This is a genomic window from Flavobacterium sp. DG2-3, assembly GCF_030730925.1.
In the GTDB taxonomy this organism is placed as follows: domain Bacteria; phylum Bacteroidota; class Bacteroidia; order Flavobacteriales; family Flavobacteriaceae; genus Flavobacterium.
The window spans coordinates 812,987-836,775 of the sequence record NZ_JAVAMB010000001.1 but is presented as its reverse complement, the minus strand read 5'-3'; the positions used below and the strand labels follow the sequence as shown (position 1 = coordinate 836,775).

The following is a 23,789-nucleotide window of genomic DNA, read 5'->3' as shown; positions in this document are numbered from 1 at the left end:
TTAAACTGAACTTATATCACTTATATGGTTCAAAAAAATTTACGAAATCTCACCACGAAGAGCAGTTTCGAAAACATCTTTAAACTCGTTTTGAGGAATTTTATGTCCTAGCAAATACATTAGTTTTGTAATTGCAGCTTCTGTAGTAATGTCTTTTCCAGAAATAACGCCTAAAGATTTTAGGGCTGTACTGGTTTCATATTGTCCCATGTTCACGCTTCCGCCTGAGCATTGCGTTACATTTACGATATGCATTCCAGATTTAATGGCTTTTTCAATTAAGTTTAAAAACCAATCTTCGGTTGGTGCGTTTCCTGAGCCGTATGTTTCCAGAACAATTCCACGCAGGCCAGAAGTTCCTAGAATCGAAGCCAAAACAATTTCGCTCATTCCAGGGAACATTTTGATAATGGCTACGTGATTGTCTAAGTTTTTATGAACGATCAGTTTTGCATTTTTATTTACAGGAAGAAATAAATGTCTATTTAGTTTTAAATGAACGCCAGATTCTACCAATTCAGGATAATTTGGAGCCGTAAAAGCTCTAAAATGTTCTGCATTTACTTTAGAAGTTCGGTTTCCGCGGTACAATTTGTATTCAAAATACAAACAAACTTCTGTAATCACTGGTTTTCCGTTTTCTAAAAGCGACGCAATCTGAATTGCTGTAATCAGGTTTTCTTTGGCATCGGTACGCAAGTCTCCAATTGGCAATTGCGAACCCGTAAATACAACTGGTTTTGCTAAATTCTCGAGCATAAAACTCAATGCCGAAGCCGAATATGACATGGTATCTGATCCGTGAAGGACTACAAATCCGTCAAAAGCGTTGTAACTTTCCTCGATAATTGTGGCAATTTTGGTCCACATTTGAGGATTCATATTTGAAGAATCTATTGGGTGCTCAAATGAAATCGATTCTATTTCGCAGTCCAATTGTTTGATTTCTGGAATTTTCTGAATTAATTTACCAAAATTGAAGGCTTTGAGCGCTCCAGTTTCAAAATCTTTGCTCATACCGATAGTTCCTCCGGTATAAATCAATAATATTTTTGCTTTAGATGACATCTTGGTATTTTAATTTATTGACAACAGGATTAGCATACATGGCTAAAAACCCTTGTCTTGTAACAGGATTATCGCTTCCGATTCTCATTTCTAAACGACGTTCAAATAACGACTTTTCGCTTTCTTTGTATTTGTCAGCAAATCGGTCTGTTTCGTTTAAAATATCATAAGCAATAAAATTAGTTGGCCACAATTGATAGTTTTTCAAGATAACATCATCAATAGTTTGTGCCAAAGCTTGAACTTGCTTGTTTGCATTATCATTCTCAGCTACAATCTGATCGATTTCGGTATCTAAAACATCTCCGACAGAAATATGTATTCTTTTTTTAGTTCCCATGATACCACTTATAATGGTCATGAAATCTTCATTTTTATCTTTTACGTAAACTTCGTTGTTGGCTTCTGCCATCAATTGCGGCATTTTTAGCACATCCGTCGGATCATATTCGTAAGAAATAGAAACTGGAACGATTCTCAATTTCTTAAAATAATCCATTAAGTTTTCTTCGTCAGAACCCATTCCGATCATTTTTAAAACTCCAGGATTGGTTTCGTCATTTCCATCTTTTGTTCTTCCTTCTCTTTGTGCAATCCAAACCGAACGGTTTTCGCGAAGCAGTAATTGTCCCATATATTCAGCCAATAACTTAGAACTTTGCAACATTTCACGAGGCGTTAATCCTCTTAAAACCAAAAAGTTTCTGTTTAACTTCGCTAAAGTTGCCAAGAAAGCTTTCTTTACTAGATTGTCTCCAATTGCCGAAGCTGTCATTACTAAACCATGTTCGAATAAACATACATTTAGTAAAGTGGTGTCCAAAAGAATATCTCTGTGATTCGAGATGAATAAATAAGAAGTATTAGGTTCTAGTTTTTCAAAACCTGAAGTCGTTAAACCTTCAGAGCTTTTTTCTAGGACTTTCTGAATTGTGTTATAAATAAAGTTGCATTGAAAATCACGAATCGAGTGTGTTTTCTTTAATTGTTCCTTCCAAACCTCATCTTCTACTTCCGGAAAAGTAAAGTTCATCATGGTTTTCATCATCGGATGATTAACCACACCATGAAGTGCTTCATTTATTTCGGAATCATAAAAAGGTCGAATGGCATCAAATTTCTGCATTATTTATATAGATTTAAGTGGGCAAAAGAACAAAAAAAAAATTAAAGTTTTGTAAGGCACAGGTTAAATCCCAAAAACGTCTTTTGAATTTTGGGTTGTAATTGTTGCGATTTCTTCTATAGAAACTCCATATATATCGCTCAATTTAGCAATAACGTTTACCAGATAACTGCTTTCATTTCTTTTTCCTCTATAAGGAATTGGCGCTAAATAAGGAGAATCTGTCTCCAAAACGATATGTTTTAAATCGATTTGATTTAAAAACTGATCGATTTTTCCGTTTTTAAAAGTCACAACTCCACCAATTCCTAATTTCATATTATAAGAAATAGCTTGCAATGCCTGTTCTAAAGTTCCGGAAAAACAATGAAAAATCCCAAACAAATCTTCAGATTTTTCTTCTTCTAGCACCTCAAAGATTTCATCGAAGGCTTCTCTGCAGTGAATTACAATGGGTAATTTGTATTGTTTTGCCAGCTGAATTTGTCTTTTAAAAGCAATCTGCTGTTCTTTTAAATGCGTTTTATCCCAATACAAATCGATTCCGATTTCGCCAACTGCATAGAATTTTCTTTTAGATAATTCGGTTTCCACATGCGCCAATTCGTCCAGATAATTATCTTTCACGTAAGTGGGATGCAAACCCATCATCAAAAATATATTCTCAGGATAATTTTTCTCTAAATCGTACATAGATTGTGTCGCCGCAGCATCGATTGCAGGAATAAAAAAACGTGTAATTCCAGCGTTTATAGCGCGCTGAATCATTTCGTCTCGATCCTGATCAAACTCTTCAGAATATAAATGTGTGTGCGTGTCGGTAATAATGGGTGTTGAATTCAAGGCTTTCATTTTAAAACGCCAAAATTACGACAATATTAAAAGAATAGCAATTCTGGAGTTGGAACGCGGATTTTACAGATTCGCTTTCGCGAAAGCGCAAATGAAAAACGGATTTTTATTTTTTTTGTTATTTCTGAAAGAGAATTCTATGCATCGTTAGACCTGACAGGTTTTAAAAACCTGTCAGGTCTAGACGCGAAGTTGTTGCGAATTTTTCCTCTCGCAGATTTTGCAGATATGGCGGATTTTCACACACCGTTTGTCTTCCTGAGCGGAGTCGAAGGATCTCATGCTGCGTCTACACATTGTGGTTACTGCACTTGTCCTTCGACTCCGCTCAGGAAGACAAAACTTTGTCGAGTTTCTTGCGAAAATCCCTCGTACCTCGGGATGACAGACATCGCGATTTCTTAGTTTTTAAGATTTTCCAGATTCTTGATTGTTGCTTGTTGCTTTTGAGAATCTTGTGTTTTTAATTCTCCTTTTTCTATAAAAGAAAGCGCTTTTTCTAAAACCTCATCTCGCCCTTCTTGAATACCTTTTATAGTTGGTTTGACTTCAATATCTGGAACAATACCGATTCTTTGGGTTTCTCGACCGTCTGGATAATAAACTCCAATTCCTGTAAAAGCAGTATGAAATCCTCTGAAATCAAACTCAAAATTATTTCCATCTGTTCCCGCTGTCTGACTTCCTATAATAGTCGTATTTCCTGCCGTTTGAAAACACATTGCCGTCCATTCTGACTGACTTATGGAATCTTCGTTAAGCAATACAATCACTTTTCCTTTGTAATGATCTTTGTTGGCAAATCCAGCTTTTCTTCCTTCTTCAAAAACAAATCTACCTGGATAGTTTAAACTAGGATATGTATAATCGCAAAATTTCTTTTCCTCTGGATTCAAAAAATCTGAAATCTCTTTAAAAGTTCCTTTTGGATAATTTCTCATGTCAAAAACAATTGCTTTTGTCGATTTGAGATTCTCTATCATATCAGGGATATTTTTGGGTTTAATTTCGCCCATATTAACATAGCCGATATTGTTCTCCAGAAGTTTAAATTTATCTTTCTTTTTCTGCGCTCCTTTTTTAAATTCATTTCTGTGTGAATCATGGTAATTAAACCATTTCATCGCTTTTGTTTCGTATTTTCCGTTTGTTAAAAATTCTACTTTAACATTTTCAGATTCGCTTTTCAGTAAACTAGCAATAATTCTGTTTTGATAAGAAACTTCATTTGAAGCACTAACAACATCTCTCTTTTCTTCAATAAGCTCTTTAATCGTTTTATTGTTGATCTTAGTAATTACGGTTCCAATTTTAATATTATCAGCTTCAGCTAGACTATCCCCTAAAATCTCAGTAATGACTAGCTTTTCATCTATTATTTTACCTGTTGCAGGAAAATAAACTGGGCTTTTTACAGTTGTTGCATCTGGATAAATGTGAAACATAACATGACTGTCATTTAGTTTCGTACTCATTTTTCTTAATGCTTTATTAAACTCATCCGAATTTTTCGCCTCAACCATAGCAGGAAGTATTTCATTTAAAGTAATATCCCATTTTTGATCCATAATATATTTATATGGAAAAAAATATTCTATTGCATTCCAATAAGCAAATGTCATTAAAAGTCTGTTGCTTTTATTATTATAATCAAGGTCAAAGTAATTTTTTACCGTTTTAAAAGCATCAAAATCTGGGTTAAATTCTGTATTACTCTGAAACCTATTTTCTTCAATAAATTTCAATTTTGCCGAAAGATTTCTAGAAAATAAAGCACTTGTATTGATCCACGATAAATCAAAATTTTTATCAAAAAACTTGACATCTTTCGGCTCTGCAATTGGTGCAATTAACGGCACTTCTCCTAAAGTATCTATCCAATTTGAAATTACCAATGAAAACTCTTTTCTGGTTTGCGCCTTTTCGACTTTTGGCAAAATGTCTATCAATTGCTGATCCCAATTAAATTCACCTGCGGCAACTTTTGGATGATAATATTTTAGAAATCCCCATACTTTACAGGTTGTGGCAAGTTTTTCTGTTTCGGTAACTTTTTGGCTAAAGAGAATGTGAGAAAAGATAATTAGAAAAAATAAGGTAATTTTTTTCATGCAATGGTTTGGGGGTTAGATTTGAAAAAGTTTTGGGAAACTTCATTTTTTAATTCCGTCGAATGTAGGAAATATTTCAAAACAACTTTTACGGTTTTCCTCAAATTATACTGAAAATTAGCAAACTAAAAGCGCCTAAAAGATTCGCTTTCGCGAAAGCGCAAATAAAAACAGACTATTATACTTTGCTAAAAACAAAAAACCTTTGTCAAAGCTTAACTTTGACAAAGGTCTGAACAATAATAACCTATTTTTGTTATTCTAACGAACGAAGGACCTCACAAGAAGCTTCGAAAAAGAAAACCCCCATTTTTTCTCTCGATCAGCTAGTGCGATCCCTCGTTCCTCAGTACGACAAACAGGTTTTTAATTTACCTGCTCCTATAAATAGCAAAGTGCGTTCCAAACTTCATTTTCTCTAAAAAGAAAATCGAATTTAGAACTAAAATTCCAAATTCGATTGAGGTTTCCCGTATTCTGGGCATTTTTTTTACAAAAAGTTGAAATTTATTCCAATTCTTCTAATAAATGTTCCACTTCATCATAATCTTCATAATCCTGTGAGATGGTTTCTAGAATTGCTTTACACTCGGCATATTTTCCTTGTTTTAGCTTAGACAACGCCAGATTCCACTTTGCTTTTTCTTTGAAAACAGAATTTCCTGCTTCTAATTCTTTAAAAATAGTTTCAGCTTTTACATATTTGTTTACCTGCAATAATGAAACACCGTAGAAATATTTAATTTCTGGTGAATTATTTTCTTTCAAAATACTTTCAAAAAGCGGAATTGCTTTCTCATATCTTTTTCCATTAAAATCATTTTCTGCTTTTTTCAAAGTTTCTTCAGACACGCCTCTCTCTGTAAAATAAGCACTTTCTGGATGATTGTAATCTTCAAAATTTGGATAATGTTTATAATCAAAGAAAAACAATCCGAACATAATAATTACTGATGCTGCAACGGCAAAATACCACGGTTTAAGCGATACGACTTTTTGTTTCTTTTTATTGAAGTATTTATCCGAAATTCGAGTCAGATTTTCTTCAAAAGCGGCTCGCTCCTGTTCTTTTCCAAATTTATTTTCCAGCTGAAAATGCATTTCTTTGAAACTTTCAAACTCCGAAGCCAGTGTAGCATCTTCAGAGAGCTGTTTCTCAAAATTGTTTTTTTCATCAACGGTCAGTTCGCCTTGAAGATATTGGTCAAATAATATGTAGCGTTCTTCGTTCATGATTAATTGTTTTTTAAAGAGTTAAAATTTTTCGCTTCCTGAATCCACTGCGTTAATTGCCCTGTGCACAACGATTTCTTTTTTCGGACATAGCCGTAAGTTACATTGAGTTTTTGTGCCACTTCTTCCATCGATTTTAGAGAAAAACTGAGTTTCAAAACTTCTTGACATTTCTCTCCCAATTTCTGAAACATGGTTTCGAAAAGCTTTTGTTTTTCATCAAATTCTTCTGCTTGAGCAATCAGTTCGTGAGCAGATTCATTGATAGATACCACATTCTCATAAATTGTTACCCCTTTATTGGCAGAATTTTTCAATTCGTTTAGCCAGCGTCTTTTGCATAACAGGAAAAAATAGGCATCAAATGGGCAAGTCAGCTGAAGTTTTCCGGCTTTCGCCTGATTAAAAAGCAAAATCATGATTTCCTGAATCACATCCTGCGCATGATCTTTGTCACCAGAATTATTAGTGATAAACTGGACAACTTTTGGCGCGAACTTTTTATATATCATTTCAATAATTACAGAATCGTTTGCCGCAAGTCCGTCGATATATTTTTGATCAGGATGAATTTTATTTTGATCCATAAAAAAACATTTTACAGCTAATTTAAAAAAAAGAATCTTAAAAATCTTTAAAAACGAGAGGTAACAATATTACAATCAATTGTATATATCAAAACAAAAGTCTTTTAAAAACCTTTAAAAAATTAAAAGAAATGGAAAGTTACCAATTTATTACTGAAAAAAACATAGATCGATTTTACGAAATAATCGCCGCCAAAACACGCAACGGTTTTGTTATTACAGAACAAAATGAGAAACTGCCTTATGTGGTTTTGTCTAAAGAAAAGAAAGCTGTAAATCATACTTTTCATTTGTTACTCAGCATTATCACTTTGGGTTTCTGGCTAGTTGTCTGGATTTATCTCACTGTTACATTTTCCCGTAAAAAAGACATCCTGGTTGCTGTTGATGAAGACGGAAATCTATTTGAAGACAAATGTATTTCCGTTTAAAAACTATGTGAGTTTTTTTAAACACATAGAAACATAGGTTTTTATACTGTAAAAAGAATATGAAAAGAAACTAGTTTCTAACACATAACCTACACCATTTTTACTATGTGAATTTAAATTAAGTGAAACGCCTTTTTTAAAGACTCCTAAAAACTATGATTCTATGTGTTTAAAAAAAATGAGCATTAATGGGGTAACAATTTTTCAGTCTAATTGATATAACACTGTAAAAGCCTTTAAAAAATATTTTTTCAAAACAAAGGGTAACAAAATCAAACCCAAATTGATTTACAAAAAAATGTAACAACCAAAATCTGAAAAACCACTTGATTCACATCAAGCCAGATTTATAAAAACTAGAAATTATGAAAACAAATTTTAAAACAATCGGACTTTCACTTTTATTACTAATCTCTTTTGCAAGCTGCGATAATACCGACGGAGACGACATCAAACTTTCGCCACCAACTGCTGGAGCTTTTAAAAGCATTAGTGAAAAAGGAGTAAAAAGAAATACACAAAATTTTACGATGACAGCGGGAAATGGCGTTGTAACGCTAACCTCAGCGAAGGGTGTAAAGCTTTACATTAATGGAGATTGTTTGACCAAAAACGGAAATCCGGTTACAGGTCAAGTCGATATAGAATACATTGAACTTTTTGACAAGGGAAATATGCTGGTTACCAATAAACCAACAATGGGAATTATGCCCGACGGAAAGAAAAATCTTTTAATTTCTGGAGGAGAATTCTTCATCAAAGCAACTCAGGGGGGAGTCGAATTGCAAACTTCTTGTTCATTAAGCATGATTGTTCCAACTGCTTTAACAAATGGGTTTGATAACTTAATGACTTTATGGACTGGAGTTATAGATGAAGATGGCGAACTGGCTTGGAGAGAAGCCAATGCCAATGCTGATGGAACTGGAGGAAAAGGTGGCGTGCAAGGAGAAGGAAACAATTATTATGTAACATTCGGAAACTTTGGATGGACTAACGTTGACCGTTTTTATAGCGATCCGAGACCCAAAACAACTATTCTGGTTGATGTTCCAGACGGATACAACAACACAAACAGCGCCGTATATCTTTCTTATGATGGAGAAGGCACAAACGCTCTTGCCAAATTGGACACTTATACCGCTGAAGGATTGTTTAGCGAACATTATGGACAAATTCCAGTTGGTTTAGCTTGCCATATCATCTTTGCAACTGAAGATAATGGAAACTGGCGTTATGTAATAAAAGGCGTAACAACAACTGCAAATGCCGTTTACACCTTTACATTGTCCGAAACAACAGTCGGCACAGAAGCTCAATTGGTTGCTGCAATAAATGCCATACAGTAACTTACAAATGCTTTTTTTAAGAAAAAGTGGTGATTTGCTCATCACTTTTTTTTACATTTAATCTTGTTTTAAAATTGATTCTGAAGATTTTAAAGCCAAAAACTATCTCGTTATGAAACCACAACTGTCTATTTTCTTTATTCTATTTTCTATTCTTGCAATAGGTCAAACCAAAGTAAAAGACACCATAACTCGAAGAGCCAATATCGGTTTTACTCAAAACGGAAATCAGGTTGTTTTTAAACCCGAAACACCGCCTTTGATTCCGATTGCGGGTGCGCCAAAACCAAGTTATTCGTATTTATGGGAACTTGGCGACGGACATTATAGCAAAGAAGCCGAGCCGAAGCATGTTTATAAAAAGAAAGGCACCTACACGACAAGACTTGCGGTAACGAATAATTATGACAATGGAAAACCGCCCGCAACACGGCCTAAAAAAGTAGCGATAAACGATATTACCGACACCAATTATAAAGACATTGCATCTATTGCAGATCAAAACGGATTTGCGATTATCAAGAACTGCGACCCGATTCCAGAGCAAGAAATGGTAGTTGTGGTGAGTTATCAAAATCTGGAGAATTATGTTTCAAATGGAAAGCTTTATTTGTTTTATAATGAAAAGCAATTCAAACACAACAATTTCGAATTAAGCGATTTTAGAACGTATGCGGGCGAACGTGAAGTTCAAGAAAAATTGGTTGCTTCTACTGATGATCTCAACGATTCGAATACTTTTTTGGCTTCCGCCGAAGGGAATTTCAAAACCAAAAAATACCGCAATACCACAACCGAAGAAGATTTGGATGCTTCGCTTTTAGATGCAAATAAAACGTATCATAATGTTTCCATTTTAGAATTTGATGAAGCCAATCCTGGAGAAACGCGAAATGTTTTTTATACTTTTAAAACGACTCCTGAAATGATAAAAGATACCAGCGCTACGGTTACCATGCGCGGTATTTTTGTTCCGAATCGAAGCTATAAAAACCATAACGTAAAAAATCTGGAAATGGAAATTGTAACTTCTCACGATCCAAACAAAATGGGATCCAACGGAAGTTTTATGAATTACAGATTGGTGCGTTTTAAAAGAGTAAATTTCAAAACTCGTTTTCAAAATAACGGTGAAGGTCCGGCGCGAAAAATCCGTTTAGAAACTGATATTCCCGATATGTTTGATAAAAAGACTTTTCAGATTGAAAGCATGTATCCAGAATGTCCGATTTGTCCAAAAGGCGAAGAACCAACTGTGAGCTGTCTCGATACGATTATCAAACAAAAGCAGATTATTTTCACTTTCAAAAACATTTATCTGCCAGGAACAGAACAAAAAAATGTGCATGAAAAAGATTCCACCAAAGGCTTTGTCAAATATTCGATGAAGTTTGGCGAGGATTTTCATAAAGTAAAAACCAGAAGCCGAACAGCAATTATCTTTGACAAAAACGAACCTATTATAACCAATTATGCCACGACAAGATTCTTGCCCGGAATTTCGATTGGTGCCAAAGCAGGTTATAATATTTATCCCGATTTAGATAAATCTACGAGCTATTTTGTAGGCGCAACGCTTTCGCCTTTTAAGTCCTATCGTTTTTATTGGCAGGTAGAATGGGAAAATGCTCTAAACCAATATAATAGTGCTGTAACTGTTGTTGATGCCTTTAATACCAATGCCAACGGAACGAGACAACTAGTGCGAACGACAACTTCTACAGAAAATAAAAATATCAATTGGGAGATTCCGATTTTGATTCGATACAACATTAATAATTATATCGGAATTGGCGCAGGAATTCAGGCGAATGTCAATGTTTCATCTGAACAAAATCAAACAATTCAGGTGGATACTTACGAAGGCGACAAAGAAAATTTCTTGATTAGCACCGAAACCAGTTCAAACAAAATAAAAAACACGTTTACCGATTACAAAGCAGGACTTCTATTTGATCTTACGGCTGGTTTTGCGAGAATTGGTCCAAGTCTGGGCGCGCGTTATGTGATGAATTTCGAGCAGAATTTTAATTATATCCAGCTTTATGGTATTTGGAAGTTTTGATTGGTTACGCAGAGACACACAAAGTTTTTTGCCACAGATTAAGAGGATTAGAATGATTTTTTATGTTCTTTGGCTAAAGTTTTTGCTACGAATTTCACTAATTTTCACTAATTTAATTTGTGCTAATTCGTGAAATTCGTGGCAAAAAATCTCAGCGAAACTTTGTGGAAATCCTTTGAGAATCTCTGTGAAATAAAAGCAACTTTAATATGAACTTATATCGCTTATATGGTTTAATCTTCTTTTTCCTGACAATAAATGGTTTCAGCCAAAGTCAGGAAGAAAAAATCTATAATACGATTGATAGTTTTATAGCAAAACCTTCCGCGGAAGCGTTGCAAAATTTAAGAAATGCAGAAAGTGCTTTTTGGAAAAGTGCCAAACCGAAAACTAAAGATGAGTTACTAGCGATTGTGGTTTTAAACTGCAACAAAGCCTATTTTGAAAATCAGTTTGGACAGACTTTAAATGCGGTAAAAAGTTATGAAAAAGCTTGGGTGATTTATCAAAAAAACAAATTGAAAAACTACGATATAACTGAATATTGCCTTAAACCTTTAGGCAATTTATATACGGTTTTGGGCGATTATGAAAATGCCGAAAATATCATCAAACAATATTATTTTATTGCCAGCAAAGAAAAAAACGAAACGCAGAAAATTTCGGCGATTCTCAATTTATCCAATGTTTATCAAAACACTGGAAATGTTGAAAAAGCCATTGATTTAATCGAAAAAACACTTCAAACTGAAAAACTTTCTCCCACTCAAAAAGGCATTTTATACAATAATTTAGGGGCTAATTATTTATTGACGAATGTTGGTTTTGTTGTAAAAACTAATGCTGTAAAGAATTCCGAAAACTCTTTTTTAAAAGCAGTTTCTTTATTGAAAAAAGATAAATCTCAAAGTGAAACTTTAGCGAATACGTACCGAAATTTAGCCAAACTAAAAATGGAGCAAAACGATCTGGAATCGGCTTCAGAATTTTTAGCGAAAGCGAATATCGAATTTCAGAAAACGGTCAAAGAACCACGAAAAATTGCGCAATTGTATTATGAAACCGCTTTTTTGAATTTTAAACAGGGAAAAATTACTGAAGCGAATCAGAACATTTCAGCTGTTTTTAAGACTTTAATTCCAAATTATAATTCGAAAAATATACTTCCAAATCAGAATTCGCTTTATGCGGAAACTGTTTTATTGGATGCTTTCGATTTGAAATCGGAGATTTTTTTAACCGAAAATAAACCTCAAGATGCTTTGAAAAGTTTTGCTCTTTCATTTCATATTGAAGAGTTATTACAGACACTTTTGATCTATGAAAATTCTAAAATCGTAACCCAAATCAGAAACCGAAATCGAACTGAAAAGTGCATCGAGATTTATTATTCGCTTTACCAAAAAGAGAAAAAAACGAGTTATTTGGAAAGTGCTTTTTTACTTTCGGAGAAAACAAAATCGGTTGTTTTAAAAAATCATCTTTCGAATACAGCGTCACTTTCGAGAGAACAAAAACTGATTTTACAGCAATTGCAAAACTGGAATACCACGATTTTAAAAGAGCAGCAAAAATTGGAATTGGCGGATATTTCTAAAATAAACGAAGCGATAAAAAAGCAAAATCAATTGATGCTTTTGCTGAAATCAAAAAACACAAAAAACAATGCGAAATCGCAAAACACGTTTGAACTAGCAAAGTTGTTTGACAAATTAGAAAAAGACAATGCAGTTCTAGTGGAATACTTTTTTGGATCGAATTCTATTTACAATTTTACTATTGAAAACAGAAAAATAAAACTCTTTCCTATTTCTTTGGATGGTACTGGATTAACGAAAATAATTGGTTTCATTAATTATTTTAATGACGCAAAGACAATAGCAAATCATCCAAAAAATTATAACCGTTTTGGGAATAAAATTTACAAAGAACTTGAAATTCCAAAACCTAATCATCACAAAAACCTTATTATAATTCCAGATGGGATTTTAGGCTTTCTTCCTTTCGAAGCTTTGATTACTCAAGAATCTGAAACAACAAACTTTGCTAAAATGCATTATTTGCTTCATGATTTTGATATTGCCTATAATAATTCTGCTGAATTTTATTTGAATTCCATTCCACTTTCGAAAGGAAAAAAATCGGTTGTAGGGATTTTTCCAATTTTCGAAAACACTAATTATGAACTGCGTTTTTCTAAGAATGAATTAGAGTCGATTAAGCATAATTTTGAAGGTCAGTTTTTTGAAAATGAAAAGGCAACTTTTTCTAATTTTAAAAATAATGTCATTGGAAAATCGATTATTCATTTAAGTACACACGCTTCGGCAGGAGATCTGGAAACTCCTGCTAGCATTAAATTCTACGATCAGGAAATCTTATATTCTGAGTTGTATAATTTACAACTCCAACCCGATTTGGTTGTTTTGAGTGCCTGCGAAACAGGAATTGGAAAATTGTTTAAAGCCGAAGGTGCCATGAGCGTAGCAAGAGGTTTTCAGTTTGCAGGCGCGCAGAATCTTTTGTTTTCTTTATGGAATGTGAATGATTATACAGCTTCCGTTTTCATGGATTATTTTTATAAAGAAATAAAACACAATTCTTCTTTTGTACATGCAACAGCAAACGCGAAGAGAGCATTTTTAAAAGATGAAAATATTCCGAATGCGAAAAAATCACCCTATTATTGGAGCGCTTTTGTGTATTATGGAACTCTAGAAGCACCAGAGAAATCTTCAAATTATATCTTCTATATCATTAGTTTTTTGGGTGTAATTGCTTTATTTTTGATATTTAAGAACAGGGATAAATGGAAAATCTTCACAAAATTCTCAAAATAGAGAAGTACAAAAAAATAAAGTTTAAAATTACCAAAACACAGCATTTGCAGATTAAAGCTAAGATTAATGGCATTTCTGGAATTTTCATTTTAGATACGGGCGCATCCAATACTTGTGTGGGTTTTGAGTCGATTGAGCGTTTTGAACTTTCTGCAAAAAACTCTAAAACAAAAGCTTCTGGAGCTGGAGGAACTGGAATGACTACACAGATTTCGTCTGAAAACAAACTGCAGTTAGGAAGCTGGAAAAGCAAAAATTTCAGTATCGTTATTTTTGATCTTTCGCATGTAAATGAAGCTTTAGAATCTTTTAAAGCTAAACCTGTTCATGGCATAATCGGCGCCGATGTTTTATTGGAAGGAAAAGCGATTATTGATTATTTTAACCATTACGTGTATCTTAAATAAAAGGAAATTCCAATTTTTTAAAATCCAAATTCCAAATAAAAAGCCTTCTCATCGAAGGCTTTTACTTTTATTCTATTTCTTGTTCGACAATTTCTGTTTTTGAAACCGAATGCTTTTTCAACGAAAAATAAGCTACAACCGTACTCAACAGCATTAAAACCCCACCCAAAATAAAAGGTGCTCCTGCAAATTTGAAAGGCGCGTCTTCGTGAGTGAAAAAGTAAAAGGTATTGGCCATCATAGGCGGCCCAATGATTGAAGAAGCACTCATTAAACTGGTTAAAGTTCCTTGGATTTCCCCTTGTTCGCTTGGTGCTACTTTACTTGCTACAACAGATTGCAAAGCGGGTCCTGCAATTCCTCCCAGACAGTACGGAATTAAAAACACGAACATCATCCAGCTTTCTGTTGCAAAAGCAAATAACAACATTCCGATTGTGTATAAGGCCAGACCTATATAAATACTTTTCTCATTTCCAATTTTAGGATTGATGTAACGAACTAATCCGCCTTGCACCACTCCTACTAATAAACCGATTATTCCTAATGAGATCCCGATCATTCTTTCGTCCCAATTAAATTGATAGATGGTGAAGAAACTCCAATTGCTTTGTACAGCATGCGAACCTACATACAACAGAAATATTGCGGCTATTAATCCGATTAATGTTGGGTATTTTCTCAATCCTAAAATTGCTCCGATTGGGTTGGCGCGTTTCCAATCAAACTCTCTTCTGTTTTCTTTTTTAAGGGATTCTGGTAAAATGAAAAATCCGTAAAGGAAATTTAGCATACATAAAACTGCGGCAGCATAAAATGGAACTCTTGATCCGTATTGACCTAAAAGTCCGCCAATAACAGGTCCAATGATAAATCCTAATCCGAAAGCAGCTCCAACTAACCCAAAGTTTTTAGCTCGATTTTCAGGTGTGCTTACATCGGCAATATACGCAGATGCTGTTGTGATACTTGCGCCTGTTACTCCAGCAATAATTCTTCCTATAAAAAGCCAGATTATAGTTGGCGAAAATGCTAATAAAATATAATCTAAAGAAAATCCGAAAAGGGAAATTAATATAATTGGCCTTCTTCCGAATTTATCGCTTAAATTTCCAATTACGGGAGCAAAAACAAACTGAGTTATCGCATACGCGAAAGTTAACCAGCCGCCAATTTTTGCGGCTTCGCTGATGTCTCCATGAATCAGTTCTTCGATTAATTTTGGAATTACAGGAATAATAATTCCCCATCCTGTAATGTCTATTAACATGGTTATGAAAATAAACCCAATCGCTGCAGACTTATCTTTTTGTAGCATAATACATTTTAAAAATGAATTACAAATAAACGAAAAATCCCAAATTCCAATTTAAGGAATCTGGGATTTTTGTTTGAAATTCCGAATTCGGGTTCGAAATTTCTATTGAAAATTAAAACTATTAATGTGTATGTTTCGGATTAAAACCATCTTCGCTTAATTCTGTGTGCTCGTAATCGGCATGCATTTCAGCTTCATAATCGATTTTTTCTCCTTTAGAGAACTTACGGATAATTTTCTCCATAATTTCATAGATTACTGGTACAACAATCAAAGTAAGGAATAATGATGAAATCAAACCTCCAATGATTACCCATGCTAATCCGTTTTTCCACTCAGCTCCTGCTCCAGATGCTAATGCAATTGGGAACATACCGAATACCATCGCAATTGTTGTCATCAAGATCGGACGTAAACGCGCGTGGTTTGCTTGGATTAATGCTGTTCTGATAGATTCACCAGCAGCTCTTCGCTGATTGGTATAATCGACAAGCATGATCGCATTCTTACACACCAGACCAATCAACATGATGACCCCTAAGATGGTAAAGATATTCAGTGTATTGTTTGTTAAAGCTAATGCAAATAAAACTCCAATGAACGAAAGCGGAATCGCAAATAATACGACAAACGGGTGAACGAAACTGTCGTAAAGACCAACCATTACAAGATAAACCAAGATAATAGCGGCTAATAATGCAATTCCTAAAGTACCAAAACCTTCAGATTGGTTCTCTTGGTCACCACCCCAGATGTAATTAACTCCAGTTGGTTTTTGCAATTTATCCAGTTTTTCCTGCCATTGCTGTACAATTGTTCCTGCTGGCACCCCAACGTTCTGACCTTGTACGGTTACAGAAGCCGTTTTATCTCTACGCTCTAATTTACTTGGTCCAGAACCTTCTGTAATAGTAGCAAATTGGTTTAATTTAATCTGCTGACCTGCATTGTTTATGAAAATCAAGTTACTAACGTCTGTGATGTTTTTTCTATCAAATTCGTTGTATTTGATGTTGATGTCATATTCGTATTCACCAGCTCTAAATTTACCGTCTGTGTTACCACTATAAGCCGTCTGCATGGTTAAACCAACTGTTTGAAGTGTTAATCCTAAAGCAGCCATTTTATCTCTATCCACCTGAACGTTGATCTCAGGGTTTCCGTCCTCAACTGTTAATTTAATCTCTGTTGTTCCAGGAATGGTACGTAATTCAGCTTCTGCCATCTTTGCAAATTTCATAGCGCTTTCTACGTTTGGACCTGTTACGATCAAACCTAAAGTTGCATCTTCAGCAGTTCCTAAGATACCTACTGGTACTGTTTTAACTTTAGCTCCAACCAAAACTTTCTCCAGTTTACGTTTTACTTTTGCAGCATACACGTTCGCGTCATCTGTACGATCTTTTTGTTCGATCATTTTAACGTCGATCTCTGCTTTGTAAGCCGTTGCCTGAGCAGCTCCTAAACCTTCACTGGTTTGTCCTACAGTTGTAATCTGGCTGAAAACGTATTTTTCTCCTTTTAAGAAAGCTTCTGCTTTTTGCGTCATAAAGTTAGTTTGTTCTAACGAAGCATCTTTCGGCATCTCGATTTGTACTAAGAACTCCCCACTATCAGATGATGCAAAGAACTCTCCTCCAATGTATCCACCTCCCATTAACCAGAAGATCGTTCCAAAGAACATTACAATGATAGCCACCATTGTTTTGATATAGTGATCTAAACACCAGTTTAGTAAGTTTGATACCCAGTTTGTAAAACGAGTTAAGTAGCTTTCAAATCCAAGAATGATTTTTCCGAAAAGGTTTTTGCCTTCAATATGCTCTAGTTTTCCAAAACGAGAAGACAACCATGGAATAATTGTAAATGAAGCCAATAAAGAGAACATTGTAGAAATAATTACCGTAACACAGAATTGTGTAATAATATTCGATACCAATCCTGTACTCATTGCAATTGGCAAGAACACCACCACAATTACCAATGTAATCGAAGTTACCGTTGCTCCAATTTCGGCAGTTCCATCATAAGAGGCACGAATTCTGCTCTTACCCATCTCCATGTGTCGGTAAATATTCTCCAATACCACAATCGCGTCATCCACAAGAATACCTACAACAAGAGATAAACCAAGTAAAGACATTAAGTTAAGCGTGTAACCTAATAAATAGATTCCGATAAATGTAGCAATCAAAGATGCTGGAATAGATACCATTACGATTAACGAGTTTCTAATACTGTGCAAGAAGAACAACATTACAAATGCTACCAGAATAACCGCGATTAACAAGTCATGTACAACAGAATCTGCTGCCTCAAGCGTAAAGACTGTACTGTCTTTTGCCACTTCTAATTTCAATTGAGCCGATTTGTAATCGTTCTCTAATGTTTTGATCGTTTTAATCAACTGCTCACTTACCGCAACGGCATTCGCATCTGATTGTTTTACAATTTGAAGTACAATTGCACTTTTCTGATCTACACGCGCAATTTTCTCCGCAATTTTTTGCGTATCCTGAACGTCAGCAATATCTCCTAAACGAATTTGAATTCCGTTTTGAGAAGAAACTACTAAGTTTCTTAATTCGTCAACGTTCTTATATTTACCCGCTAAACGGATTAAGATTTTTTGATTTCTAGTTTGAATATTTCCTGTTGGGAAATCCAAGTTTGATGTCAAAATAGTCTGCTGTACTTGCGGAACAGAAAGTCCGTAACCTTGCATTTTAACAGCATCCAAGTTTACTTGAATCTCACGCTCTTGACCACCGATAATGTTTACCTGTGCCACACCTTGCACACGAGATAAAACTGGAGCAATCTTTTTATCTATCAAATCATAAAACGCTGCTTCGTCCATTTTTCCATTCGCACCAAGCGTCATAATTGGTAAATCACTCAAAGAGAATTTAGTCAAAGACGGCGGATCTGCATCGTCTGGAAGATCGCTTAAAATCGCATTAATTTTACGTTGCGCATCGTTCATCGAAATATCTACATTGGCAGTAGAAAGTAATGTGATCGATACTACAGAAAGTGATTCGTAAGATTTCGAATCGATTTTCTTGATATTTTCTAAGGAAGCAATCGCGTCCTCAATTTTCTTAGTAACCGTGTTTTCAACCTCACTCGGAGAAGCTCCAGGATATACAGTTGAAACCGTAATTACGTTGGTTTCGAATTTTGGGATCAGCTCGTAGCCCAATTGGCTGTAACTGAACAATCCACCTAATGTCAGAATTGTAAACAATACAATTACCAACGACGGACGTTTAATGGATATTTCGGCTAATTTCATATATTTTTTTATTTTATTAAGTCCTTAGTTTTTAGTCCCTTAGCGGTTAGTTTTTGGCTAATTCTAAGGACTAGGTACTTTGTACTAATAACTAATTAACTATTACTTAATAATTTCTACTTTATTTCCGTCTTGTAAGTTGATTTGTCCTGTAATGATTACAACTTCTCCGTCATTCAAACCGTTGATAATTTCAACTTTATCTCCTAAAATTCTTCCAGCAACAACTTTTTTCAATTTAGCAACATTGTTTTCTACAACAAAGATTTCGTTGCTGCTTACACTTCCAACAAAAGCATTTCTAGGAACCACTTTTAAGTTTTGTTTTTGGTTTTTAGCACCAAAGTTTGCCGTTCCGTACATACCTGCTTTTAGGTCGTTGTTAGCATTGTTTGTAATTTCGATTTCAACAGGGAAATTTAAAGACGCATCTGCTTTTGCAGCGATAAAAGTAATTTTACCAGAGAAAGTTTTATCAGGATAAACACTTGCAGTAATTTCAACAGGGTTTCCTAATTTTAAACTAGCCACTTGGCTTTCGTTTACGGTAACTGTCAATTTCAATTTAGAAACATTTACAATATCAAATAAAGCAGTTGCAGGCATTCCAGCTAAAATAGAACCTGGTTCGATATATTTTTTATTGATGTATCCGTTAATTGGCGCTTTTACTCTTGTATCACCAACATTGATTTTTGCTTGAGTGTAATTAGATTGAGCATTTGTCAAAGCCAATTTTGCCTGATCTAATTGCTGTTTTGTAACACCGCCAGTTTTAAAAGCATTTTCATATCTAGCATAATCCGATTTTGCATTTTGATACGCTGCTTCAGCTGCTTGAGCGTTTACGTTGATAACGTCACCTCTTACTGTTAAAAGAGTTTGTCCTACTTTTACATAGTCCCCTTCTTTAACTAAAACACTAATTACTTTTCCAGATTTCTCAGCAGAGAAAGTCAATTCCTGAATCGGTGCAAAGTTTCCGTTTGCAGTAAAACCTAAGTTAACATCTTCTGTTTTTACTGTTGCTACTTTTACAGAAACCGCTGCATTCTTTTCAGCCACAATTGCAGTTTTGCCTTCGTTTTCTGCTTTGTTTTTATTTAAAATGTAGTTAATCCCGACAAAAGCCACGACTATGATTACGATTGTTATAATTATTTTCTTCATTGTAATAATTTGTTATTTAGTAAGAGATTTTAGTTCGCCTTTCGATTTGATTAGAGATATTTCGGCAATTTTATAATTTAAAACTGCTCTTGTAAAGTTATTTTGAGCTTCAAGCGATGCATTTTCTGCGTCTAGCAAATCGGTTAAAGAGGCTAAACCTTGAAGGTAATTGTTTTTGGTATTGCTTAGAATTTCACCCGCTAAACGCATGTTTTCTCTCTGATTCTCAATAGTAACCAAATTGTTTTTTATCTGAGTCATTGCGTTTCTATAATCTAAATCAAGAGAAAGCTTGGTGTCTTTAATATCTTCTTGAAGTTCTCTGATTTGAACATCTGCTTGTCTCACTTTAGCACGAGTTCCAAAACCTGTAAAGATTGGCACGTGTAAGTTTAAAGCAACTGCAGAGAAATCTGACCAGTAAACTCCTTTTTCTGGTTTTGCAAACCAAGGCATTTCTGGACCTTGCCCAAAATAATTGTAGCCAGCAGACAATGAAAGCGTTGGATAATATCCTGCTTCAACTGCTTTTTTATTGAATACTAACAATTCTTCTTGTTTTTTCAATAATAAGTATTCTGTTCTGTTTTCAATATTTGGCTCTTCTGTTAAAGCTGCTGGAACGACTTCAAATTCTTCTTTTGGCAATACGATTTGCGTTTCAATTGGCATACCCATATAGAACTTCAATGCATTTTCCTGCAATTCAATTTGATTTTTAATCTGCTGACGCTCTGTGTCTATATTAGACATTTTCACGATAATACGATCTAAATCAATTTTTTTAGCCAGACCATTATCAAACTGCCCTTGTACGATATCACGAACTTTTGTAGTATTTACATAATTGCTATCTAACAAAATAAGTCTTTCTTGCTGCACGTAAACAGAATAGTAGTTGTTTGCAACTCTCTCAATAACTTGCTCTTCTGTCAATTGATCATTGATTTGATAGAATTCGCGAGTAGATTTTGCTGCTCTCAATCCTGTAAAAACAGACTGATCAAAAATTGCCTGAGTTAAAGAAAGTCCAGCAGTTGAAGACCATTTTTGACCAAAAGCTGCTTGAATTGTAGTTCCTGGCGCACCAAAAGCCGCTCCATCAATAACTGTGGTTTGAATTACTGGATTATAAGTCAGATTTCCGTTTGCGCTAATTTGCGGTAAAGCTCTCGAACGCACTTCTTGAATTTGATACTCACTATTTTCAACCTGAAGTTTTGCTTTTTTAGCATCCGCTTTATTTTGAAGCGCATAATTGACTGCGTCTTTCAGAGTTAAAGTAGTGGTTTGTGCGACGGCAGACAAGCCTATTGTACACAAAACTATAAGAAAGATTCTTTTCATAAGTAGTTACTATTTATTTAAATATTTGAGATGGCATCGTCATTTTATCTTTTACAACTCTCCCAGTAAAATGACGACAATTTGGATAATTAATTATTAATTTTTTTTAATTGCTTTTCTAATTCCTCTACTCCTTTTTCAGTTGCCATGGCACGAGTATGATATTCCAAGGCTTCTAATTCTATTCTTTGCGCTTCACTTTCAGAAACCGTATTTTCGTTTATATGAAAAACCAAGGTGTAATAAAATTTAACATAAATCTCTATGTTTAAATCACTTCTATAAAGACCTTCTCGAATTCCTTTTTCAATATTATCTCTAAAAAGCTGGGTACACTGATCGATTTCGTACGATAAGATGTTCTGATAAATCTCCGGATAATGTTTTTTTAACTGATAAATTGGAGAAGTATCAATATTGTTTTTAAACATGTCACGAAACATTTCTCTAATCTCAAAATTTTCATGAATTGCATTATAATTCTTTGCTATAATGGTGTCCATAATCTCGTGAACTTGACTATGAACCAGTGAAGTGCTTTCTTCAATTAAAACTTCCTTATTGCAGAAATATTTGTAAATCGTTTTTTTCGAAATACACATTTCTCCTGCAATATCATCCATTGTAACACTTTTAAAACCAAGCTTTAAAAACAATTCGCTTGCTTTTGCTATTATCTTCTCTTTCATTTTAAATTCTCGAATTGCCTTACAAATATACTTTGGAAACTAAAATCAAAAAAATAGTTTCCGATTTATTTGTAATAATTTTACATTAATTTATTCTTTTAGTAAGATTTATATGCTAAATTCTAAATTTGCTATAAGTTTGATGTCCTTACCTAAAGCTGCACCAGAAGAATGATTGAAAGAGCTGAAATCTAAACCAAAGTCTTCGCGCTTGATATTTCCTTTAATTTCAAAAGCTACTTTCTTTTCTCCGTTGTAAATATTCTCGCCTAAAAATTCTGCGTCCAATTCAACTACTCTCGTAATATCTTTTATCGTTAAATCTCCTTTGAAAAAATTGATGTTCTGATTTACTTTTTGAAATGATGTCGATTTGAAACTAATAATTGGATGCTCATCTTCTTCAAAAAAATCTTGAAGTTGCAAATAAGCATCTATAGATTGGAAACTTTCATTTTTGTTATTGATATCCAATGAAAATTCTACAGAAGCATCTTCAATTTCATTGTCTTCAATATTCACATACCCATCAAATTTATTTGCAGTTCCTCCCAAATAAGAAGTTCGCGATTGTCTCATTTTCAATAAAACATCTGATTGGCTAGAATCTAAGGTCCATTTTGTTTTCATAAGCACTTGATTTAATTGATTTTATAAATCATTCAAAAATCTTAATGGAAACTTTTATGGTTTTCTCAGTTTCCATTAACGCTGCAAATATAGACAGGAAACTCTGAATACCAAAAAAGTTTCCAAGTTTTTTAGATTTTTTTTAAAACATTAAAAATGAGAATAATTAAAAGCCCGTTTCCAATCATTAATCGGCTTTTAACATTTCGTCCTCAAAAATTCATATATGAATTGTATATTTGAGCCTCGAAATCAGAATTTATTATGCACGATATAAGTCAGTACCAAGATTTTTTCATCAATTATCTAAAAAACCAAAACATACATAAAGAGCCTAAAAATCTTTACGAACCTATAGAATACATTTTAGGACTTGGCGGCAAACGCATTCGCCCTGTTTTAACTTTAATGGCTGCAGAGGTTTTTGATACTGATTATTCGACGGCACTTCCCGCAGCAATGGCGGTCGAAGTTTTTCATAACTTTTCTTTAGTTCATGATGACATTATGGACGATGCGCCTTTAAGAAGAGGACAAGTTACAGTGCATGAAAAATGGGATTTAAATACGGGAATTTTATCTGGAGACGCGATGCTGATTTTAGCCTATCAGTATTTTGAGCAATATGAACCAATTGTTTTTAGAAACCTTGCCAAATTATTCAGCAAAACGGCGCTTGAGGTTTGCGAAGGACAGCAATGGGATGTTGATTTTGAGACTCGTAAAGATGTTACGATCCCGCAATATCTTAAAATGATCGAATATAAAACAGCGGTTTTGGTTGCTGCGGCCATGAAAATGGGAGCAATTGTGGCTAAAACTTCTGAAAAAGAAGCTGATTTAATTTACGATTTCGGATTGAATTTAGGACTGGCTTTCCAACTTCAAGATGATTATCTGGATGCCTTTGGAGATCCGGAAACTTTTGGAAAACAAGTTGGAGGAGATATTATAGAGAACAAAAAAACGTATTTATATCTAAAAGCTTTAGAATTTTCGTCAAGCGAAAAAGCTTCAGAATTAGAACAGCTTTTTACGTTACAATTAGATGATAATTCAGAAAAAATAGAAACAGCAAAAGCTATTTTTAACGAATCTGGAGCTTCAAAAGCAACTCAAGATGCCATCGAAATGTATACTTTAAAAGCTTTTGAAACGTTAGAAAAAATGGATATCAATGCCGAAAAGAAAGACATTTTGAGAACTTTTGGAGAGAACTTAATGGGACGTAAAGTTTAGTATTCAGTAAATCTACAATCATCACTCTA

Annotated in this window: 18 protein-coding genes; 6 read left to right on the top strand and 12 right to left on the bottom strand. The window is 34.3% G+C overall.

The window, feature by feature from the left end; genetic code table 11:
* Nucleotides 1–39 precede the first annotated feature (39 nt).
* The 6 genes from Q9Q97_RS03545 to Q9Q97_RS03520 form a co-directional block, all read right to left on the bottom strand.
* A complete protein-coding gene (locus Q9Q97_RS03545) occupies nucleotides 40–1,068 on the bottom strand; it encodes an asparaginase (RefSeq protein WP_306154681.1) in 1,029 nt (342 codons plus the stop codon).
* The gene (locus Q9Q97_RS03540) at nucleotides 1,058–2,194 is read right to left on the bottom strand and encodes a 1-acyl-sn-glycerol-3-phosphate acyltransferase (protein ID WP_306154679.1); all 1,137 of its coding nucleotides are present in this window, start codon (nucleotides 2,192–2,194) and stop codon (nucleotides 1,058–1,060) included. Before Q9Q97_RS03540 ends, Q9Q97_RS03545 begins: the two co-directional genes overlap by 11 nt.
* A gap of 63 nt (nucleotides 2,195–2,257) precedes the next feature.
* A complete protein-coding gene (locus Q9Q97_RS03535) occupies nucleotides 2,258–3,046 on the bottom strand; it encodes a TatD family hydrolase (protein ID WP_306154677.1) in 789 nt (262 codons plus the stop codon).
* A gap of 401 nt (nucleotides 3,047–3,447) precedes the next feature.
* Nucleotides 3,448–5,157 carry a S41 family peptidase gene (locus tag Q9Q97_RS03530; RefSeq protein ID WP_306154675.1) on the bottom strand — a complete coding sequence of 570 codons (1,710 nt, stop codon included), beginning with the start codon at nucleotides 5,155–5,157 and terminating at the stop codon, nucleotides 3,448–3,450.
* 507 nt (nucleotides 5,158–5,664) lie between these two features.
* Nucleotides 5,665–6,390 (bottom strand): tol-pal system YbgF family protein, encoded by a 726-nt coding sequence (locus tag Q9Q97_RS03525; protein ID WP_306154672.1) that lies wholly within the window; start codon nucleotides 6,388–6,390, stop codon nucleotides 5,665–5,667.
* Between the two features lie 2 nt (nucleotides 6,391–6,392).
* Nucleotides 6,393–6,977 (bottom strand): RNA polymerase sigma factor, encoded by a 585-nt coding sequence (locus Q9Q97_RS03520; protein ID WP_306154671.1) that lies wholly within the window; start codon nucleotides 6,975–6,977, stop codon nucleotides 6,393–6,395.
* 131 nt (nucleotides 6,978–7,108) lie between these two features.
* Between Q9Q97_RS03520 and Q9Q97_RS03515 the strand changes: the two genes are divergently transcribed.
* The 5 genes from Q9Q97_RS03515 (at nucleotide 7,109) to Q9Q97_RS03495 (ending at nucleotide 14,069) form a co-directional block, all read left to right on the top strand.
* On the top strand, nucleotides 7,109–7,408 hold the full coding sequence (locus Q9Q97_RS03515; protein WP_306154669.1) for a hypothetical protein: 300 nt from the start codon (nucleotides 7,109–7,111) through the stop codon (nucleotides 7,406–7,408).
* Between the two features lie 365 nt (nucleotides 7,409–7,773).
* Nucleotides 7,774–8,757, top strand: a complete 984-nt coding sequence (locus Q9Q97_RS03510; RefSeq protein WP_306154667.1) for a hypothetical protein — start codon at nucleotides 7,774–7,776, stop codon at nucleotides 8,755–8,757.
* A gap of 112 nt (nucleotides 8,758–8,869) precedes the next feature.
* Entirely contained in the window at nucleotides 8,870–10,822 is a 1,953-nt protein-coding gene (locus tag Q9Q97_RS03505) for a PKD domain-containing protein (protein WP_306154665.1), read from the top strand.
* Between the two features lie 209 nt (nucleotides 10,823–11,031).
* Nucleotides 11,032–13,662 carry a CHAT domain-containing protein gene (locus tag Q9Q97_RS03500; protein WP_306154663.1) on the top strand — a complete coding sequence of 877 codons (2,631 nt, stop codon included), beginning with the start codon at nucleotides 11,032–11,034 and terminating at the stop codon, nucleotides 13,660–13,662.
* Complete coding sequence (locus Q9Q97_RS03495; RefSeq protein ID WP_306154660.1) at nucleotides 13,632–14,069, top strand: retropepsin-like aspartic protease; 438 nt, start codon at nucleotides 13,632–13,634, stop codon at nucleotides 14,067–14,069. The genes Q9Q97_RS03500 and Q9Q97_RS03495 overlap by 31 nt, the downstream gene beginning before the upstream one ends.
* 67 nt (nucleotides 14,070–14,136) lie before the next feature.
* Here Q9Q97_RS03495 and Q9Q97_RS03490 read toward each other — a convergent pair whose 3' ends face one another.
* The 6 genes from Q9Q97_RS03490 to Q9Q97_RS03465 all read right to left on the bottom strand — a co-directional run bounded on the left by Q9Q97_RS03490 (nucleotide 14,137) and on the right by Q9Q97_RS03465 (nucleotide 22,521).
* Nucleotides 14,137–15,387, bottom strand: coding sequence for a TCR/Tet family MFS transporter (locus Q9Q97_RS03490; protein WP_306154658.1), 1,251 nt, complete (start codon nucleotides 15,385–15,387; stop codon nucleotides 14,137–14,139).
* 121 nt (nucleotides 15,388–15,508) lie between these two features.
* Complete coding sequence (locus Q9Q97_RS03485) at nucleotides 15,509–18,685, bottom strand: efflux RND transporter permease subunit (protein WP_306154656.1); 3,177 nt, start codon at nucleotides 18,683–18,685, stop codon at nucleotides 15,509–15,511.
* A 102-nt stretch (nucleotides 18,686–18,787) separates the two neighbouring features.
* Nucleotides 18,788–19,855 (bottom strand): efflux RND transporter periplasmic adaptor subunit, encoded by a 1,068-nt coding sequence (locus Q9Q97_RS03480; protein WP_306154654.1) that lies wholly within the window; start codon nucleotides 19,853–19,855, stop codon nucleotides 18,788–18,790.
* 12 nt (nucleotides 19,856–19,867) lie between these two features.
* Nucleotides 19,868–21,202 carry a TolC family protein gene (locus Q9Q97_RS03475; protein WP_306154652.1) on the bottom strand — a complete coding sequence of 445 codons (1,335 nt, stop codon included), beginning with the start codon at nucleotides 21,200–21,202 and terminating at the stop codon, nucleotides 19,868–19,870.
* Nucleotides 21,203–21,291: 89 nt separating this feature from the next.
* Complete coding sequence (locus tag Q9Q97_RS03470) at nucleotides 21,292–21,891, bottom strand: TetR/AcrR family transcriptional regulator (protein ID WP_306154650.1); 600 nt, start codon at nucleotides 21,889–21,891, stop codon at nucleotides 21,292–21,294.
* Between the two features lie 108 nt (nucleotides 21,892–21,999).
* On the bottom strand, nucleotides 22,000–22,521 hold the full coding sequence (locus tag Q9Q97_RS03465; RefSeq protein WP_306154648.1) for a YceI family protein: 522 nt from the start codon (nucleotides 22,519–22,521) through the stop codon (nucleotides 22,000–22,002).
* A 264-nt stretch (nucleotides 22,522–22,785) separates the two neighbouring features.
* Between Q9Q97_RS03465 and Q9Q97_RS03460 the strand changes: the two genes are divergently transcribed.
* A complete protein-coding gene (locus tag Q9Q97_RS03460) occupies nucleotides 22,786–23,760 on the top strand; it encodes a polyprenyl synthetase family protein (protein ID WP_306154645.1) in 975 nt (324 codons plus the stop codon).
* Nucleotides 23,761–23,789: the final 29 nt, after the last annotated feature.

Bases quoted from the DNA above. Each gene is read 5' to 3' on its own strand.
- Q9Q97_RS03545 (WP_306154681.1), bottom strand. From the start codon at position 1,068: ATGTCATCTAAAGCAAAAATATTATTGATTTATACCGGAGGAACTATC.
- Q9Q97_RS03505 (WP_306154665.1), top strand. From the start codon at position 8,870: ATGAAACCACAACTGTCTATTTTCTTTATTCTATTTTCTATTCTTGCA.
- Q9Q97_RS03485 (WP_306154656.1), bottom strand. From the start codon at position 18,685: ATGAAATTAGCCGAAATATCCATTAAACGTCCGTCGTTGGTAATTGTA.
- Q9Q97_RS03510 (WP_306154667.1), top strand. From the start codon at position 7,774: ATGAAAACAAATTTTAAAACAATCGGACTTTCACTTTTATTACTAATC.
- Q9Q97_RS03520 (WP_306154671.1), bottom strand. From the start codon at position 6,977: ATGGATCAAAATAAAATTCATCCTGATCAAAAATATATCGACGGACTT.
- Q9Q97_RS03525 (WP_306154672.1), bottom strand. From the start codon at position 6,390: ATGAACGAAGAACGCTACATATTATTTGACCAATATCTTCAAGGCGAA.
- Q9Q97_RS03480 (WP_306154654.1), bottom strand. From the start codon at position 19,855: ATGAAGAAAATAATTATAACAATCGTAATCATAGTCGTGGCTTTTGTC.
- Q9Q97_RS03500 (WP_306154663.1), top strand. From the start codon at position 11,032: ATGAACTTATATCGCTTATATGGTTTAATCTTCTTTTTCCTGACAATA.
- Q9Q97_RS03515 (WP_306154669.1), top strand. From the start codon at position 7,109: ATGGAAAGTTACCAATTTATTACTGAAAAAAACATAGATCGATTTTAC.
- Q9Q97_RS03460 (WP_306154645.1), top strand. From the start codon at position 22,786: ATGCACGATATAAGTCAGTACCAAGATTTTTTCATCAATTATCTAAAA.
- Q9Q97_RS03530 (WP_306154675.1), bottom strand. From the start codon at position 5,157: ATGAAAAAAATTACCTTATTTTTTCTAATTATCTTTTCTCACATTCTC.
- Q9Q97_RS03465 (WP_306154648.1), bottom strand. From the start codon at position 22,521: ATGAAAACAAAATGGACCTTAGATTCTAGCCAATCAGATGTTTTATTG.
- Q9Q97_RS03495 (WP_306154660.1), top strand. From the start codon at position 13,632: ATGGAAAATCTTCACAAAATTCTCAAAATAGAGAAGTACAAAAAAATA.
- Q9Q97_RS03540 (WP_306154679.1), bottom strand. From the start codon at position 2,194: ATGCAGAAATTTGATGCCATTCGACCTTTTTATGATTCCGAAATAAAT.
- Q9Q97_RS03475 (WP_306154652.1), bottom strand. From the start codon at position 21,202: ATGAAAAGAATCTTTCTTATAGTTTTGTGTACAATAGGCTTGTCTGCC.
- Q9Q97_RS03535 (WP_306154677.1), bottom strand. From the start codon at position 3,046: ATGAAAGCCTTGAATTCAACACCCATTATTACCGACACGCACACACAT.
- Q9Q97_RS03490 (WP_306154658.1), bottom strand. From the start codon at position 15,387: ATGCTACAAAAAGATAAGTCTGCAGCGATTGGGTTTATTTTCATAACC.
- Q9Q97_RS03470 (WP_306154650.1), bottom strand. From the start codon at position 21,891: ATGAAAGAGAAGATAATAGCAAAAGCAAGCGAATTGTTTTTAAAGCTT.